Origin of the sequence: Paracoccus saliphilus (assembly GCF_028553805.1) — a bacterium.
GTDB lineage: Bacteria > Pseudomonadota > Alphaproteobacteria > Rhodobacterales > Rhodobacteraceae > Paracoccus > Paracoccus saliphilus.
The window spans coordinates 4,006,022-4,020,147 of the sequence record NZ_CP067140.1 but is presented as its reverse complement, the minus strand read 5'-3'; the positions used below and the strand labels follow the sequence as shown (position 1 = coordinate 4,020,147).

Genomic DNA, 14,126 nt, shown 5'->3' with positions numbered 1-14,126 from the left:
CCGAGTCCTCCTAACCACTTCGGTGCATCCATGCATTCGCAACAACCGGAAGACCTGTTTCAATGACCAGCCTGCCACTGCTCGGAGCGGCCATGCCGCTCGATACCCTTGAAACCCTGCGCGATTGGATCATCGAGGATCAGCGCGATCTTGAACTTCAGGATTTCATTGATGCCAAGGTTCTGAATGGAGATTGGCGTCCCATCGTTGACCGGGCACGGGGGCTGCTGGACGGATACACTGGCCGGTTGGGCATCCACGGCCCGTTCTGGGGGCTGCATCTTGCCAATCCCGATCCCGATATGCGTGCCATCGTGACCCGGCGGATGGAGCAGGGTCTTGCAGTCTGCGAAGCACTTGGCGCAACCCAGATGGTCATACACAGCCCCTATTCGACCTGGGACTATAACAATCTCGACAATCTCCCGGGTGCGCGCGAGCGGATCTCCGAACTGGTTCATACGACACTCGCGCCGGTGATCCCGCGGGCCGAAGAGATTGGCGTGACCATGGTGCTGGAGAACATCGAGGACAAGGATCCCGACGCCCGGCGCCATCTGGCCGAGAGTTTCGACAGTTCCGCCGTCGCTGTCTCGATCGATACGGGTCATGCCCATTATGCGCATGGCTCGACCGGTGCGGCGCCGGTGGATTACTTCATCCACCGGGCGGGCGGTTCATTGCATCACCTGCACCTTCAGGACACTGATGGCTACGCAGACAGGCATTGGGCGATCGGCAAGGGCAGCATTAACTGGCCATCCGTTTTCAATGCTCTGGTGCCACTTGGCGACCAACCCCGGTTGATCCTGGAATTGCGGGACAAGGCGGGCATCCTGCCATCGGTGCAATATCTGCGGGAGTTAGGGCTGGCACGATAGGGGATCGCAGGAGCATGTTGGTCGGTGTTTGTCCGCGTGTCCAGCCTGCGCAATTGATGGTTTCGCAGTGCTGGGATTCGCAGTTTTATCACCGTAGGAACGTGACGGCGAAAAGCTAAGCCTCCGGACATTTGCCATGGCAGGCTGCTCGGCAAAACTGTTGCTCCAGCGTAGCTGCTGCCCTATCCCCCTTCATGAGAAACCTGAGCGAACGGCCTCTTGCGTTTTGGGCGGCATGGAGCTTGGTGTTCATGCTGCCTTTCATCCGATCGATCAGCAATACACAAACCTTTCGCCCTCAGGCTTCGGGAAGCGTTCCGAACGACCACAGGGAGAAACCACGTGATTGCTTGGCTGACGTAGCTGGAAAACGTTAGCGCCCACCAGGTTGGCACACCGATGGCCGAATATGATTTCGGTTGGCTCTGGGCAGGACCGGGCCTCACGAACGAACGCCGGTAGGACAGCTCTTCGTAATATGGTCGGCTCAGGATGCCTGCAGTGAGCCTCGTGGAGAGGCAAAAGTGCCTGCTCGGCGGTAAGGAGGGTGGGAGCCGGAACCTGCCGTCACTGACGCTTCCCTACCGCATTGGTGACTCTCGTAACGCCTGGCCATCGAACTGATGATCCGCGCGTTTACGTTTGGCAGCGCATCGACCAGGCATGATGTTTTCGTTGACTCAAAAGGACCTCCCGTTCAATCGTGTCTGGATCGGAGGGAGGAGAAAGCTGATGCAATTGGGAAGGTTGCGTCGCTTTTTTAGCGGGAGATGCCCCACGCGAGCTTCGGGAGGAGGGTCGCGTGGGGCAGACACCCGCAGGGAAGAGCGTTGCGGGCTTGGGCTTTCCCTGTTGAACGTTGGCCCTGACTGACAGACTGCCGATCAATGACCTCGCCGATCAAGCGGAATGCGCGCTGTGTGGTGTCGGCATATGAAATTGGTTCATTTGCTTGCATCCATCCAAGACGGTGCATGATCCAGGGGCAAAGAAAACCCGCGCCAAAAGGATGACGCGAGTGAGTAGTTCCCCAATGCGGCGAAAAAGGGCGACACCGCTAAATTCAGAATATTGGCGGCACGTGACAAAGTCATGAAATGACTATGCCGGAAAACGATTGTTGCTGGCGAGGTGACGATGTCGCTCAACCAGGTTGACGCAAACGCTGAAGACAATGACTGCCATACGGACGGAGTGAACTTTCGCTGCGGTTGGCATGAAGGTCCGTTTTATCTCTATACTTGCGAGAAAGTTGCTCTAAATTTTTGCTTCGAGGACTTGGGAATGCACGAGAACATAACAATCTGGACCCTCGACTGGGTGCCAATGACGAATGGCCCTGCCGGCTTCGTTCGCGACATGCGACTGAGATGGGCGTGTGAGGAGGCAGGCCTTCCTTATTCCGTCCGAACCGTGCCATTCGGGGAAGGCGGTCCAGACCATCTTGCTTGTCAGCCATTCGGGCAGGTTCCCTTCATGTCGGATGGTGATCTTAACATGTTCGAGAGCGGGGCCTGTGTTTTGCATCTGGCGGAGAAGAGCGAGGCGCTGATGCCTCGTGATCCGCAAGAGCGAGCCGAAACCCTTCAGTGGTTCATCGCCGCTCTCAATTCCATCGAGATGGTGTCTGTGCCCTGGTGGTTCCTTGAGGTGACAGGCGCGAAGGAGAACGGGCTGACCGGCTGGCTGGAAAGCCGTCTGGCCCACATGGAGCGCATCCTGAACGAGCGAGAATGGCTTGCTGCCGGTCGATTCACCATCGCGGACCTGATGATGGCGGACGTCCTGCGCGTGGCGAAGCTTCGTGCCTTCGGAGATCGACCGGCAGCGGAAGCCTATGTGGATAGGGTCATGGACCGGCCTGCTTTCAAGAAGGCCCAAGCCGACCAAATGGCGCATTTCGAGGCTGCCGACGCCGTTCGGCGTCAGGCCGAAAGCTGATCATCTGGTTTTGGTTCTCTGCCAGCTGGTAAACCATATTTTGTCCGCTGAAGCAGCCATTGGCTGCCCTACAGGAACCCGGCAATATCGGCTCGGACCGGTCATTTCCTTCGGGTGCAGGTTCGATCAGCGCTGAAGATCTACTTCATAGGAGATGAACTGAAGGAGAAGAATTTCATGAGGGCTTTGGAGTCAAGCTGAAGTGCTCAGAAGACCGCAAGATACTCCGCGGAGACATAGCCCATAGTCTTGGGCGAATCTGCCAAGGACACCCTGCACCACGTTCGGCCACCTGTGGGCTTGCAGCCCCTGCGGACCAATCTGGTTCCGTCCGGCAGGCCCATAATTATATCATGTTCCAGTCCTGGCCCGGACCGTAGTTTCAGGAGATCGTCTGGTCCAGCACCCTTGACCATCACCCTTCCATCCGAACCGGTGCTACATCCGGCGACAAGAATCAAAGCCAATATGGTGCTGAACTTGCTATTGCTCATTTTCTGTCCTCAATCGTTTTTTGTGTTTGACCTGCCGTTGCGACCTGCTCCCTAGTCGCCTCTCGTTCATAACGAGTGTCCTCGAGTTTGTTAATGTCCGGTTTGGGGTTGGGCAAGCGCGCGTGGATGCGCTCCGAAGCGGTCTCGGTTATTGGGACGGAGGATTGGCTGTCTAGAGCAACCTGGGCATCGCCTCCACCCCCATCATGTAGGTAGTTTTCCCTAGGACTTCGCAGCTCCCGACCTTGTCGCGCTAATCCCACCCGACCTCGAGCGCCCGGGTCGGTATGACTTGTCTGTGTTAAACAACAGACGAGAAGATTTATGTCCAAACCCTACGCAGGCACCCCCGCAGCCAAGCTGATTGCAGATCATGTCCATTACCTGAAGCACCGCAAGACCCAGAGCGATATCGCTGTTGAATCAGGCTTCCGGAACTCGAATTTCGTTTCGATGCTCAAGAGCGGAGCGAACAATGTTCCAATCTGTCGCGCGCCCGGCCTGGCTCGGGCGCTGGAGGTAGATCCCGCCCTTCTGATGCGGCTGTCGCTGGAACAGTCGATCGGACCGGCTGCTGCAAAGGCTGTCCTGAGCGTGTTTCGGACGCCGGTCTCCAAGAATGAGCTTCTGTGGTTGAACGAGATCCGTGATTCGTCCGATCACAACGACCCGCATATGACGGCCAAAGGGCGCGCGACGATCCGGGGTATTTCGGAAAATGCGCGAGGATATTTTCATGTTACCTCTCACCCGGCATCGATCGGGAAGTGGGAAGATCTGACGGCCAACGAGCGTGACTGGATCGTGTTTATCTGGATCATTTCCTGTGGCCAGGATCCAGCAGTAAACCCCGACCGGGTTCGCAGACTCAGGACCTTGCAAATGATTAGGACGTGTGATCGAGCTAAGTGGTCACCCGAGATCAGAGCTCGGGCGATGCGCGCTGGAAAGTTGTGGCTTGCTGTGGCTGGTGGGACCACGGGGACCGAGGGACCGCCTAACCCCCAGCTATGCAAGTCTGGCAAGCGAGCCACCTGGGCATTGCCGATGACCATTGACTCGAATAGGGATCCGGCCATGGACAGCGTGCGGTCTAGCCATTCCTCTGGGCGCGATAGTCCTGGATCGCCACACCCTTTCTCGGGGACCCTAATATGGAGCAGCTCGTTCCTATCTCATCAGGCCGCCGACATATAATCGAGCCTTCCAATGAAGCAGGCCGGGAGAGTGCTTTCATGTTCAATCAGGTCATCCAAGCGCCAACGAGTGCAGTTCCCGCCAACCCGAACCGGTCTCGGGAAATTACCCTGGCGCTTCCAACGCCAGATGCTGTCTGTGGAGACATTGTAGCGCTCGGCAACCTGCTCTACGGTCAGGAAGGGTGAGGTGATCTCGACGGATTTGCTCATAGTATTCCTCTAGTTGTGCTGCTCGAATTAGAGTTGTAGCCCTTTTATAACCAGCACGACGGAATTCCGCTCTTGGCTTCTTGCACGAATCGAGATTTTTTCGAGTGTCGGGGCTGCGATGCGTGGATGACCTACTGCGGGGCACACACAGCGGAATGTAGCCCTGAACACGGTCACTGAAGGCCTGAAATGTCAGGACGAAAATTTCTTCATTATATTTCAGGTGGATTGGTGGTAGCGGAGGAGGGACTTGAACCCCCGACACAAGGATTATGATTCCTCTGCTCTAACCAACTGAGCTACTCCGCCATGGGTGGGGGCGATGTAAGGGGTGGCGTCGGAGGCGTCAAGCGCTTTTCTGTCAGGATCGGCAAGCCGGATTACAGGGCATGCGATCCGTGCGCCGAGCCTGACTTGTCGCGACCAACTGAATGGCGCGAAACGAAGTTCACGGGGCTTGCCTATGCCTCGAGGTTGCGCCACCTTGCACAGCATGAACCCCGCGTTGACGGGACGAATTCCGACAGGGAGACTTACATGAAACATCTGCTGACTCCGCGTGCGATCCTTCTGGCATCGGCACTGGCTATCGCACCCGCGGCATATGCCGAAACGCCCGCCGATACGCTGGTCGTCGCCGCCACGATCGACGATATCATCACGCTGGATCCTGCCCAGGCATTCGAATTTTCCGGCATTGACGTAACGATCAACCTGTATGACCGGCTGGTCGATTTCGATCCCATGGATCTTGAAGCTGGTTTCCAGCCCTCGCTTGCGGAAAGCTGGGAAGTGTCAGAGGATGGCAAGTCCATCACCTTCACGATCCGTGATGGCGCGACCTTCCATTCCGGCAACCCGGTGCGGGCCGAGGATGCCGCGTGGTCGCTCCAGCGTGTTGTCAAGTTGAACAAGACACCGGCCTTTATCCTGACGCAATTCGGCTTTACGCCGGAAAATGTCGAGGAAAAGATCACGTTTGAGGGCAACAAGCTGACCCTGAACCTCGACAAGCCCTATGCACAGTCCTTTGTGCTGAACTGCCTGACCGCCGGTGTCGCCAGCATCTTGGACAAGGAAGCCGTCATGGCGAATGCCGAGGGCGAGGATATGGGCAACGCCTGGCTCAGCACCAATGCGGCCGGCTCGGGTGCATATACGTTGGGCGGTTGGCGTGCGAATGAGGCCGTTCAGCTGGCGGCCAACGAAGATTACTGGCAGGGCGCCCCCGAGATGAAGCGGGTTGTCATCCGCAATGTCGCCGAGTCGAGCGCCCAACGCCTCTTGCTCGAGCAAGGCGATATCGACGTGGCCCGGGATCTGACCCCGACCGATGTCGATGCGGTGCGGGAAGTCGACGGGCTGAAAATCCAGGAGGAACCAAAGGGCCGCATTCTCTACATGGGCCTGAACCAGAAGGATGAATTGCTGTCCAATCCTGCTGTGATCGAAGCGATGAAGCATCTGGTCGATTACGAGGGGATCTCGGACAGCTTCCTCAAGGGGATATTCGTGCCGCATCAGTCCTTCCTGCCCAAGGGATATCTTGGGGCGCTGGACGAGAACCCGTGGACCTACGATGTCGAGAAAGCCAAGCAGATCCTTGCAGATGCAGGTGTCGAAGGAGGAACCATCACCACCAAGATCCGCGATCTCCGCGAATATATCGATGTGGCGCAGACCTTGCAGGCTTCGATGGCCGAGGCCGGGCTGACGCTCGAGATCGAGCAGATGACCGGCGCACAGGTTCTGGATGCCTATCGCGCCCGTGAAGTGCCGATCTTCCTTGGCGAATGGGGCCCGGATTATTCCGATCCAAACACCAATGCGGCGACCTTCGCTTTCAATCCGGATAACAGTGACGAGGCTCAGGCCACCGGCCTGCTGGCATGGCGGAATGCCTATGCCGTTCCCGAGGAAATGGGCGCCGCGACCGAGGCCGCAACGCTCGAGCAGGACAGCGAGAAACGTGCCGAGATGTACAAGGATATCCAGCGCCAATACCAGGAAGAAGCGCCGATCATTCCGCTGTTCATCCGTGTTGCGAATACAGGCCTGCAAGAGAATGTCGAGAACTGGACAAGCGGCGGCACAGTGACCAACGCGATGTATCGAAGCGTCACCAAGGGCGAGTAAGCCTTGAGCATGATCGACGCGAATAAAGACGGAAGCGGGCAGGGGCAGACCCCGCCCGCTTCCGCATCGGATCGCCGGGCCGGTCGCAACCGCCGCTTGCGCGGGATTGCCGGAACGCTTCTGTCGCTGGCGCTTACGCTGCTCGGGCTGTTGCTGGTCACCTTCATCATCGGGCGGGTCATGCCGATCGATCCGGTGCTGAAGGTGGTCGGCGACCGGGCGACACAGGCGCAGTATGACGCCGTCTACCAGGCGATGGGCCTTGATCAGCCGCTGGTGGTGCAATTCTTCCGCTATCTCACCGAAGTCGTGACCGGCGATTTCGGGCGCTCGATCTCGACCGGCCAACCGGTGATCGAAGACATCAAGCGGGTCTTCCCCGCCACGCTGGAGCTTGCGTCTCTCGGCACGTTGATAGGCGTCAGCATCGGCGTTCCGCTGGGGGTCATTGCGGCAGCGCGGCGCGGTGGCATCATCGACCAGATCGCACGTGTCGTCGCATTGGTCGGCTACTCGATGCCGATATTCTGGCTTGGATTGATGGGGTTGTTGCTGTTCTACGGCATCCTCGGATGGGTCGGAGGACCGGGCCGGCAAGGCATCATCTATGACGGAATGGTGCCGCATGTCACCGGCATGATCCTTGTCGATTCGCTGATCGCGGGGGATTGGGCGGCCTTTCAGGACGCATTCAGCCACATCATTCTGCCCGCCAGCCTTCTGGGCTATTTCAGCCTCGCCTATATCAGCCGCATGACCCGAAGCTTCATGCTCGAACAGCTTTCGGCGGAATATATCACCACCGCCCGCGTCAAGGGCCTGAGCGAGCGCGCCGTCATCTGGCGACATGCTTTCCGTAATATCTCGATTCCGCTGGTGACGGTAATCGCCCTCAGCTTCGGCTCGCTGCTGGAGGGCTCGGTCCTGACCGAGATCATCTTCAGTTGGCCCGGTCTTGGACAATATATCACCAAGACACTTCTGGCCGGTGACATGAACGCTGTGCTGGGCGGCACGGTCGTCGTCGGTGTCTGCTTCATTGGGCTAAATCTGCTCAGCGACCTGCTGTATCGTGTGCTGGATCCGAGGTCGAAATGAGCGAGACACCCATCATTCAACCGCAATCCCGCCGCGAGTGGCTGCTGTCCGATGCACCGCAGACCCGCCGTCAGGCGCGCTTGGGGGCGATTTACCAGGGCTGGCTGACATTCCGCACCAACAAACTGGCAATGTTCGGACTGATCATCCTGATCCTGCTGATCGGCATGGCAGTATTCGCACCGTGGCTTTCGCCGCAAAACCCATTTGCCCAGAATCTTGCCGAGCGCCTGCAACCGCCCTCGGCGGAGCACTGGCTGGGCACCGATGCGCTTGGCCGCGATATCATGTCGCGCCTGATCCACGGCTCACGCATTACCCTGTTCATTGTGGGCACAGTGGCCCTGATCGCACCGATCATCGGGCTGTTCATCGGCACTGTCGCGGGCTTTGCCGGGGGCTGGGTCGACCAGGTTCTGATGCGGATCACCGACATCTTCCTGGCCTTCCCCAAGCTGATCCTCGCATTGGCTTTCGTCGCGGCACTTGGCCCAAGCATCGGCAATGCCGTTCTTGCATTGGCGCTGACCGCATGGCCGCCCTATGCACGGCTGGCACGGGCCGAGACGCTGACCATCCGTCACGCCGACTATATCGCCGCCGCCCGCCTGCAAGGTGCCGGACCGTTCAGACTACTGATCCGGCATATCTGGCCACTCTGCATCTCTTCGCTGATCGTGCGGGTTGCACTGGACATGGCCGGGATCATCCTGTCGGCGGCGGGGCTGGGCTTTCTGGGCCTTGGCGCGCAACCGCCGATGCCGGAATGGGGGGCGATGATCTCGGACGGGCGGGTCTATATCCTCGATCATTGGTGGGTGGCCGCGATGCCCGGCCTCGCGATCTTCATCGTCAGCCTTGCCTTCAACCTGCTCGGAGACGGGCTGCGCGATGTGCTGGACCCGAAAGGAGACAAGGAATGACCCAGCCTCTCCTGCAAGTCCAGAACCTTCGTGTCACCTTCCCGAGCCGCAAAGGCGATTTCCACGCCGTCCGGGGCGTCAGCTTCGATCTTGGCCGCGAAAGGCTGGGCGTGGTCGGCGAATCCGGCTCGGGGAAATCCATGACCGGCCGGGCTATCCTCGGTCTCATCCGCCCGCCGGGCCGCGTGACCGCCGACCGGCTTGAACTCGACGGGGAGTCGATCCTGAACCTGCCCGAGCGCCGGATGCGCAAGCTGCGCGGCAGCCGGATCAGCATGGTCATGCAGGATCCAAAATTCAGCCTGAACCCGGTGATGACCGTTGGCGACCAGATCATGGAAGCCTATCGCCTTCATGCCGGAGGCGGCAGGGATGTCGCGCGCCAGAAGGCGCTCGAGATGCTGAAGGCAGTCCAGATCCGTGATCCCGAGCGGGTCATGGAGACCTATCCCCATGAAGTTTCGGGCGGAATGGGCCAGCGTATCATGATCGCCATGATGCTGGCCCCCGATCCCCAGATCCTGATCGCGGACGAGCCGACCTCGGCCCTCGACGTGTCGGTCAGGGGCGAGGTACTGAATATCATGGATGGGCTGGTGCGCGATCGCGGCATGGGCCTGATTTTCATCAGCCACGACCTCAACCTCGTCTCGAAATTCTGCGATCGGGTGTTGATCATGTATGCTGGCCGTATCGTCGAGACATTGGCCGCAAGCGAGCTTCACAATGCCCGCCACCCCTATACACGGGGCCTGCTGAGCAGTCTCCCCCGCCTTGATGCGCCGGTCGAACGCCTCTCGGTTCTACAGCGCGAGGAAAGCTGGCGGGACGAGGAAATTGGGGCCACAACATCAGCGAGCACGTGACTCATGCTTCTTCTTCATCCAAATATCCCACGGGGGAGCGGGGGTGTGAAACCCCCGCTTCGGCGGTGCCTGCCATGCTGACCATCGACAATCTCGACGTCTGGTTCGGTTATCCGCCGGATCGTGTTGATGCGGTAAAAAACGCCGCGTTTTCAGTTGCCAAGAGTGAAAGCTTTGGTCTGGTTGGCGAATCCGGTTCGGGGAAATCGACCATCCTGCGCGCCGTTGCGGGGCTCATCGACAGCTGGTCCGGCAGGATCGAGGTCGATGGCCGTCCGGTTCACGCGCGGCGCCGCGACCGGGCGTTCTACAAGACCGTGCAGATGGTCTTCCAAGACCCCTATGCCAGTCTGCATCCGCGCCATTCCGTCGATGCGGTGCTGTCCGAGGCGCTGAACCTGCAGGGGATGGACGATATCGACAGGCGGATCACCAAGCTGCTCGAGGATGTCGGGCTCGGGCGCGGCTTCCGCTTTCGCTATCCACATCAGCTTTCCGGCGGGCAGCGGCAGCGTGTCGCGATTGCCCGGGCCCTTGCCGCCGAACCGAGGCTGCTGCTGCTGGACGAGCCGACCAGCGCGCTGGATGTCAGCGTGCAAGCGGAAATCCTGAACCTTCTCACGGATTTACGTGCCGAGCATGGGCTCACCTACGTGATGGTCAGCCATGATCTCGCCGTAGTCGGGCATATCTGCGACCGGTTGGCGGTGATGCAGCATGGGCGGATCGTCGAGGTGATGTCCGTGGATGCCTTGCGCAAGGGCGCGGGAGAGCAGGAATATACCCGCCACCTGATCGCCGCTTCGGGCTGAGGCGCGTACCCCTCCCTGCAACGGCAGCGTGCGTTGCAGTCGCAGCATCCGCAACAGGGGTGCGAATCAGCCAGCAAATGCTGGGTTTTTGCCTGTGACATCCGTACACCGCGCGTACACAACCTGTACACAGGCCGTACACCGGTAGTACGCTTTGTAGGGCTTCGAAGGCGATCTCGGCTGTCGAGGCAGAGAAAATAAATTCCATTTGGAGCATAATTTTTCAATTACACGCCTGATTGATGCCATAATGGAATAAATAGCAATCGATGGGATCCGGATGACGTTCTTGACCGGGCTTGCTGTCCATCCACCCAGTCTTGCGGCGTTCTGCCTGTCATCCTCAGAAGAAACGCTGCGACATGCTTGCCAAGCGGAACCAATAGCTGCACAGAAATGTTTGAAAGCGTGAGACCTTTCCAAAAAAGGAAACAATAGCCATGCAGAAACCGACCGTCATACTCTTGTGCGGCCTGATGCTGATGGCCGCTGCCTGCGGTCCGAACACCGCCACCCGCGCAACGACCGGCGCCGCGACGGGGGCCGTCGTCGCCGGTCCTGTCGGGGCGGTCGCGGGAGCAGCGATCGGGGGCAGCGGCGCAGTACGGGTCAGGTAGAGTCGACCCCGGCGGGAGCGGTATCATGCGCACCGCGCCGGTCGGAGTGAGGAGATCAGGCCGGCCGATATCCCTGCGAACAGGTGTGACGACCGGCGGCGGCAGCGGGGATCATCCCCGCGCCTTGATCACCTGCAGAAGCGGCATCAGTTCCGACATGTCCGGCCCATGCGCCTGTCCTGTCACAGCCTTGCGCAGCGGCATGAACAGCCCCTTGCCCTTGCGGCCGGTGGCATCTTTCACACGCGCGGTCCATTCGCCCCATGTCGAATCCGAATAGGGCGGCGGGGGCAGCAGCGTCATGGCTTCGGCGATGAAATCCGTATCCTCGGCGTCGATCATCGGATCGGCCCCCTCGCTGCAGATGCGCCACCAGCCCGCCAGGTCATCCAGCCTGGTGATATTCTGCGAGGCGACACGCCAGAACCGCTCGGCCTGCTCTGCGGGAACGCCAAGCGCCGCGATACGGTCCCTGACCGCCTCGAAAGGCAGTGCCTGGTTACGTTCGCGCGTCAGCGGCCACAGGTCCTCGGCATCGAACTTGGTGGGGGAGGCGCCGAAATGCGACGGATCGAATTCCGCCGCCAGCTCGTCCAGGCTCGCCAATCCCACGGGATGACCCGAACCAAGGCGCGCCATCAGCGAGATCAGCGCCTCGGGTGCGACTCCGGCCTCGCGCAAGTCCTTCAGCGACAGGGCGCCGATGCGCTTGGAGAGCTCTTCGCCCTTCGCGCCGGTGAGTAGGCTGTGATGGGCAAAGCCCGGCGGCGTGCCGCCGATTGCCCGGATGATCTGGATCTGAGTGGCGGTATTGGTCACATGGTCCGAGCCGCGCACGACATCGGTGACGCCCATATCGGTATCGTCCACGCTGCTGGCGAAGGTATAGAGCACCTGCCCATCGGCGCGGATCAGAACCGGGTCGCTGACCGAGGCCGCGTCGATCGAGATATCGCCAAGGATGCCATCGACCCATTCGATCCGCTCATGATCCAGCTTGAAGCGCCAATATCCTTCGCGCCCTTCGGCCCGCAGTTTCTCCTTGTCGGCATCGGTCAAGTTCAGCCCGGCACGGTCATAGACCGGGGGCTTGCCCATGTTGAGCTGTTTCTTGCGCTTCAGGTCCAGTTCCGTCGGGGTCTCGAACACCTCATACAGGTGGCCCGAGGCGCGCAGGTTCTCGGCAACTTCGGCATAGCGGTCGAGCCGAAGCGACTGGCGCTCGACCCGGTCCCATTGCAGGCCCAGCCATTCCAGGTCGCGCTGGATACCGTCGACATATTCCTGTTTCGAGCGTTCCCTATCCGTGTCATCGAGGCGCAGGATGAAGCTGCCGCCTGCCTTGCGGGCGATCAGGTAATTGAACAGCGCGGTGCGCAGGTTGCCGACATGGATATGGCCGGTGGGCGAGGGGGCGAAGCGGGTGGTGGTCATGGAACGTCTCCTGTTGCCTGTTGCTCTTTCACAGCCGGGCTTTTTTGTCCATATCGGGGTTGGCATGCAGGAGAAGCGAATGAGTGATTGGGACGGGATGCGCGCCCCCGACGCGGCGGCGATCGAGGCCTTGGCACGCGAGGCCTTGGCGGGGCTGCCCTCGGAATTCGCGGGACATGCGCAGGATGTGGCGATTCGGGTGGCGGAATTCGCGCCCGAAGAGATGCTGGACGAGTTACAGATCGACGATGGCTTCGAGCTGACCGGGCTGTACGATGGCATTCCGGTGACCGAGAAATCCATTGCCGATCAGCCCGGCGGGCCGGATATCGTCTGGCTGTTCCGCCGCCCGATCCTGGATGAATGGGCGGCGCGGGGGAACGTGACGCTTGGCGAACTGGTCGCGCATGTGGTGACGCATGAGCTGGCGCATCATTTCGGCTGGTCCGACGAGGATATCGCCCGTATCGACAGGTGGTGGGAATGAGCCAGCTGCCGATCCTGACGGTCACGCTGAACCCGGCGCTGGACCTGTCTACTGCCGCGGACGAGGTCTGCCCGGATCAGAAACTGCGCTGCGACAAGCCGCTGGTCGATCCGGGCGGCGGCGGGATCAATGTCAGCCGGGCGATCAAGATCATCGGCGGGCAATCCACGGCGATGGTGGCACTGGGCGGCGCAACGGGAACGCGGATCGCCGAGATGCTGAAGGCCGATGGGCTGTCCGTCATCCGGCTGACCGCGCCGGGCGAGACGCGGCAATCGCTGGCGGTGACCGACCGGGCCTCGGGCAGCCAGTACCGTTTCGTCATGCCGGGGCCGGAATGGCACAAGGCGCATGTCTCGGACATGATGGCGGCAATAGCCGAGGCGGCACGTGCCGGGGGCTGGGTGGTCGTTTCCGGCTCGAACCCGCCGGGGGTGGCGCCGGGGTTCGAGCAGATGCTGACCGTCGGGCTCAAGGACGGGCGGGCCAGGCTGCTGGTCGATACCTCGGGCGATGCGCTGCGGGCGCTGGCCGGTTCGTCGACGCCGGTGGATGTGCTGCGCATGGACAGTCACGAGGCCGAGGGGCTGGCCTGCCGCGACCTGCCCCTGCGCAGCGACAGCGCGGCTTTCGCCGCCGGGCTGGTGCGGGACGGGGCGGCGAGATCGGTGATCGTGGCGCGCGGAGCGGATGGCTCGGTCATCGCCGGAGAGGATGGCGCATGGCATGCCGAGGCCGCGAAGGTGCCGGTGGTCAGTGCCGTCGGCGCGGGCGACAGCTTTGTCGCGGGGTTCGTGCTGGCGGTCTCTCGCGGGCAGCCGGTCGAAGAGGCACTGGCGCTGGGCGCGGCGGCGGCCTCGGCTGCGGTGATGACGCCCGCGACCGATCTGTGTCACGGTCACGATGTCGAACGGCTCTATGCCGAGCGGGTGGTGACGCGGTTGTAAGACCGCAGCCCCTTCTTCTTCAGGCAAGTATCCTCGGGGGAATCCGGCGTCAGCCGGATGGGGGCAGACAGCCCCGGCCAA

General features: G+C 60.6%; 14 protein-coding genes and 1 tRNA gene. 11 read left to right on the top strand and 4 right to left on the bottom strand.

All coding sequences use genetic code 11. The features are described from left to right. Positions 1–62 precede the first annotated feature (62 nt). Together JHX88_RS19295 and JHX88_RS19285 are read left to right on the top strand one after the other, a co-directional pair. Positions 63–881: a sugar phosphate isomerase/epimerase family protein gene (locus tag JHX88_RS19295; RefSeq protein WP_076527269.1), complete on the top strand. Its 819-nt coding sequence runs from the start codon at positions 63–65 to the stop codon at positions 879–881. 1,137 nt (positions 882–2,018) lie between these two features. Then, positions 2,019–2,822, top strand: a complete 804-nt coding sequence (locus tag JHX88_RS19285) for a glutathione S-transferase family protein (protein ID WP_336389915.1) — start codon at positions 2,019–2,021, stop codon at positions 2,820–2,822. A gap of 206 nt (positions 2,823–3,028) precedes the next feature. On the opposite strand, the gene JHX88_RS22255 is transcribed toward JHX88_RS19285, so the two are convergent. Next, on the bottom strand, positions 3,029–3,166 hold the full coding sequence (locus JHX88_RS22255) for an SH3 domain-containing protein (RefSeq protein WP_336389961.1): 138 nt from the start codon (positions 3,164–3,166) through the stop codon (positions 3,029–3,031). A 474-nt stretch (positions 3,167–3,640) separates the two neighbouring features. Between JHX88_RS22255 and JHX88_RS19275 the strand changes: the two genes are divergently transcribed. Beyond that, positions 3,641–4,513, top strand: coding sequence for a hypothetical protein (locus JHX88_RS19275; RefSeq protein ID WP_076527271.1), 873 nt, complete (start codon positions 3,641–3,643; stop codon positions 4,511–4,513). Here the strand turns inward: JHX88_RS19275 and JHX88_RS19270 are convergent. Next, a complete protein-coding gene (locus JHX88_RS19270; protein WP_076527272.1) occupies positions 4,495–4,725 on the bottom strand; it encodes a helix-turn-helix transcriptional regulator in 231 nt (76 codons plus the stop codon). The genes JHX88_RS19275 and JHX88_RS19270 overlap by 19 nt on opposite strands. Positions 4,726–4,957: 232 nt before the next feature. Continuing rightward, positions 4,958–5,034, bottom strand: a tRNA-Met gene (locus JHX88_RS19265). Between the two features lie 228 nt (positions 5,035–5,262). Here JHX88_RS19265 and JHX88_RS19260 point away from each other — a divergent pair. From JHX88_RS19260 to JHX88_RS19235, 6 genes are all read left to right on the top strand, one after another. Then, positions 5,263–6,861 (top strand): ABC transporter substrate-binding protein, encoded by a 1,599-nt coding sequence (locus tag JHX88_RS19260; RefSeq protein WP_076527273.1) that lies wholly within the window; start codon positions 5,263–5,265, stop codon positions 6,859–6,861. Between the two features lie 9 nt (positions 6,862–6,870). Next, on the top strand, positions 6,871–7,959 hold the full coding sequence (locus JHX88_RS19255; RefSeq protein ID WP_084203235.1) for an ABC transporter permease: 1,089 nt from the start codon (positions 6,871–6,873) through the stop codon (positions 7,957–7,959). After that, positions 7,956–8,882, top strand: coding sequence for a nickel transporter permease (gene nikC / locus JHX88_RS19250; RefSeq protein WP_076527274.1), 927 nt, complete (start codon positions 7,956–7,958; stop codon positions 8,880–8,882). Before JHX88_RS19255 ends, nikC begins: the two co-directional genes overlap by 4 nt. Beyond that, complete coding sequence (locus tag JHX88_RS19245) at positions 8,879–9,748, top strand: ABC transporter ATP-binding protein (RefSeq protein WP_076527275.1); 870 nt, start codon at positions 8,879–8,881, stop codon at positions 9,746–9,748. Before nikC ends, JHX88_RS19245 begins: the two co-directional genes overlap by 4 nt. Positions 9,749–9,822: 74 nt before the next feature. Further along, positions 9,823–10,560, top strand: a complete 738-nt coding sequence (locus tag JHX88_RS19240) for an ABC transporter ATP-binding protein (protein ID WP_076527276.1) — start codon at positions 9,823–9,825, stop codon at positions 10,558–10,560. A gap of 440 nt (positions 10,561–11,000) precedes the next feature. Next, the gene (locus tag JHX88_RS19235; RefSeq protein WP_176011473.1) at positions 11,001–11,177 is read left to right on the top strand and encodes a hypothetical protein; all 177 of its coding nucleotides are present in this window, start codon (positions 11,001–11,003) and stop codon (positions 11,175–11,177) included. A 111-nt stretch (positions 11,178–11,288) separates the two neighbouring features. On the opposite strand, the gene gltX is transcribed toward JHX88_RS19235, so the two are convergent. Beyond that, the gene (gene gltX / locus JHX88_RS19230) at positions 11,289–12,611 is read right to left on the bottom strand and encodes a glutamate--tRNA ligase (protein WP_076527277.1); all 1,323 of its coding nucleotides are present in this window, start codon (positions 12,609–12,611) and stop codon (positions 11,289–11,291) included. Between the two features lie 79 nt (positions 12,612–12,690). Here gltX and JHX88_RS19225 point away from each other — a divergent pair, with 79 nt between their 5' ends. Then, positions 12,691–13,098: a metallopeptidase family protein gene (locus tag JHX88_RS19225; protein ID WP_076527278.1), complete on the top strand. Its 408-nt coding sequence runs from the start codon at positions 12,691–12,693 to the stop codon at positions 13,096–13,098. Then, positions 13,095–14,045, top strand: coding sequence for a 1-phosphofructokinase family hexose kinase (locus tag JHX88_RS19220; protein ID WP_076527279.1), 951 nt, complete (start codon positions 13,095–13,097; stop codon positions 14,043–14,045). The genes JHX88_RS19225 and JHX88_RS19220 overlap by 4 nt, the downstream gene beginning before the upstream one ends. Positions 14,046–14,126 lie beyond the last annotated feature (81 nt).

Bases quoted from the DNA above. Each gene is read 5' to 3' on its own strand.
- JHX88_RS19240 (WP_076527276.1), top strand. From the start codon at position 9,823: ATGCTGACCATCGACAATCTCGACGTCTGGTTCGGTTATCCGCCGGAT.
- JHX88_RS19220 (WP_076527279.1), top strand. From the start codon at position 13,095: ATGAGCCAGCTGCCGATCCTGACGGTCACGCTGAACCCGGCGCTGGAC.
- JHX88_RS19295 (WP_076527269.1), top strand. From the start codon at position 63: ATGACCAGCCTGCCACTGCTCGGAGCGGCCATGCCGCTCGATACCCTT.
- JHX88_RS22255 (WP_336389961.1), bottom strand. From the start codon at position 3,166: ATGGGCCTGCCGGACGGAACCAGATTGGTCCGCAGGGGCTGCAAGCCC.
- JHX88_RS19270 (WP_076527272.1), bottom strand. From the start codon at position 4,725: ATGAGCAAATCCGTCGAGATCACCTCACCCTTCCTGACCGTAGAGCAG.
- JHX88_RS19245 (WP_076527275.1), top strand. From the start codon at position 8,879: ATGACCCAGCCTCTCCTGCAAGTCCAGAACCTTCGTGTCACCTTCCCG.
- JHX88_RS19255 (WP_084203235.1), top strand. From the start codon at position 6,871: ATGATCGACGCGAATAAAGACGGAAGCGGGCAGGGGCAGACCCCGCCC.
- JHX88_RS19260 (WP_076527273.1), top strand. From the start codon at position 5,263: ATGAAACATCTGCTGACTCCGCGTGCGATCCTTCTGGCATCGGCACTG.
- gltX (WP_076527277.1), bottom strand. From the start codon at position 12,611: ATGACCACCACCCGCTTCGCCCCCTCGCCCACCGGCCATATCCATGTC.
- nikC (WP_076527274.1), top strand. From the start codon at position 7,956: ATGAGCGAGACACCCATCATTCAACCGCAATCCCGCCGCGAGTGGCTG.
- JHX88_RS19275 (WP_076527271.1), top strand. From the start codon at position 3,641: ATGTCCAAACCCTACGCAGGCACCCCCGCAGCCAAGCTGATTGCAGAT.
- JHX88_RS19225 (WP_076527278.1), top strand. From the start codon at position 12,691: ATGAGTGATTGGGACGGGATGCGCGCCCCCGACGCGGCGGCGATCGAG.
- JHX88_RS19285 (WP_336389915.1), top strand. From the start codon at position 2,019: ATGTCGCTCAACCAGGTTGACGCAAACGCTGAAGACAATGACTGCCAT.
- JHX88_RS19235 (WP_176011473.1), top strand. From the start codon at position 11,001: ATGCAGAAACCGACCGTCATACTCTTGTGCGGCCTGATGCTGATGGCC.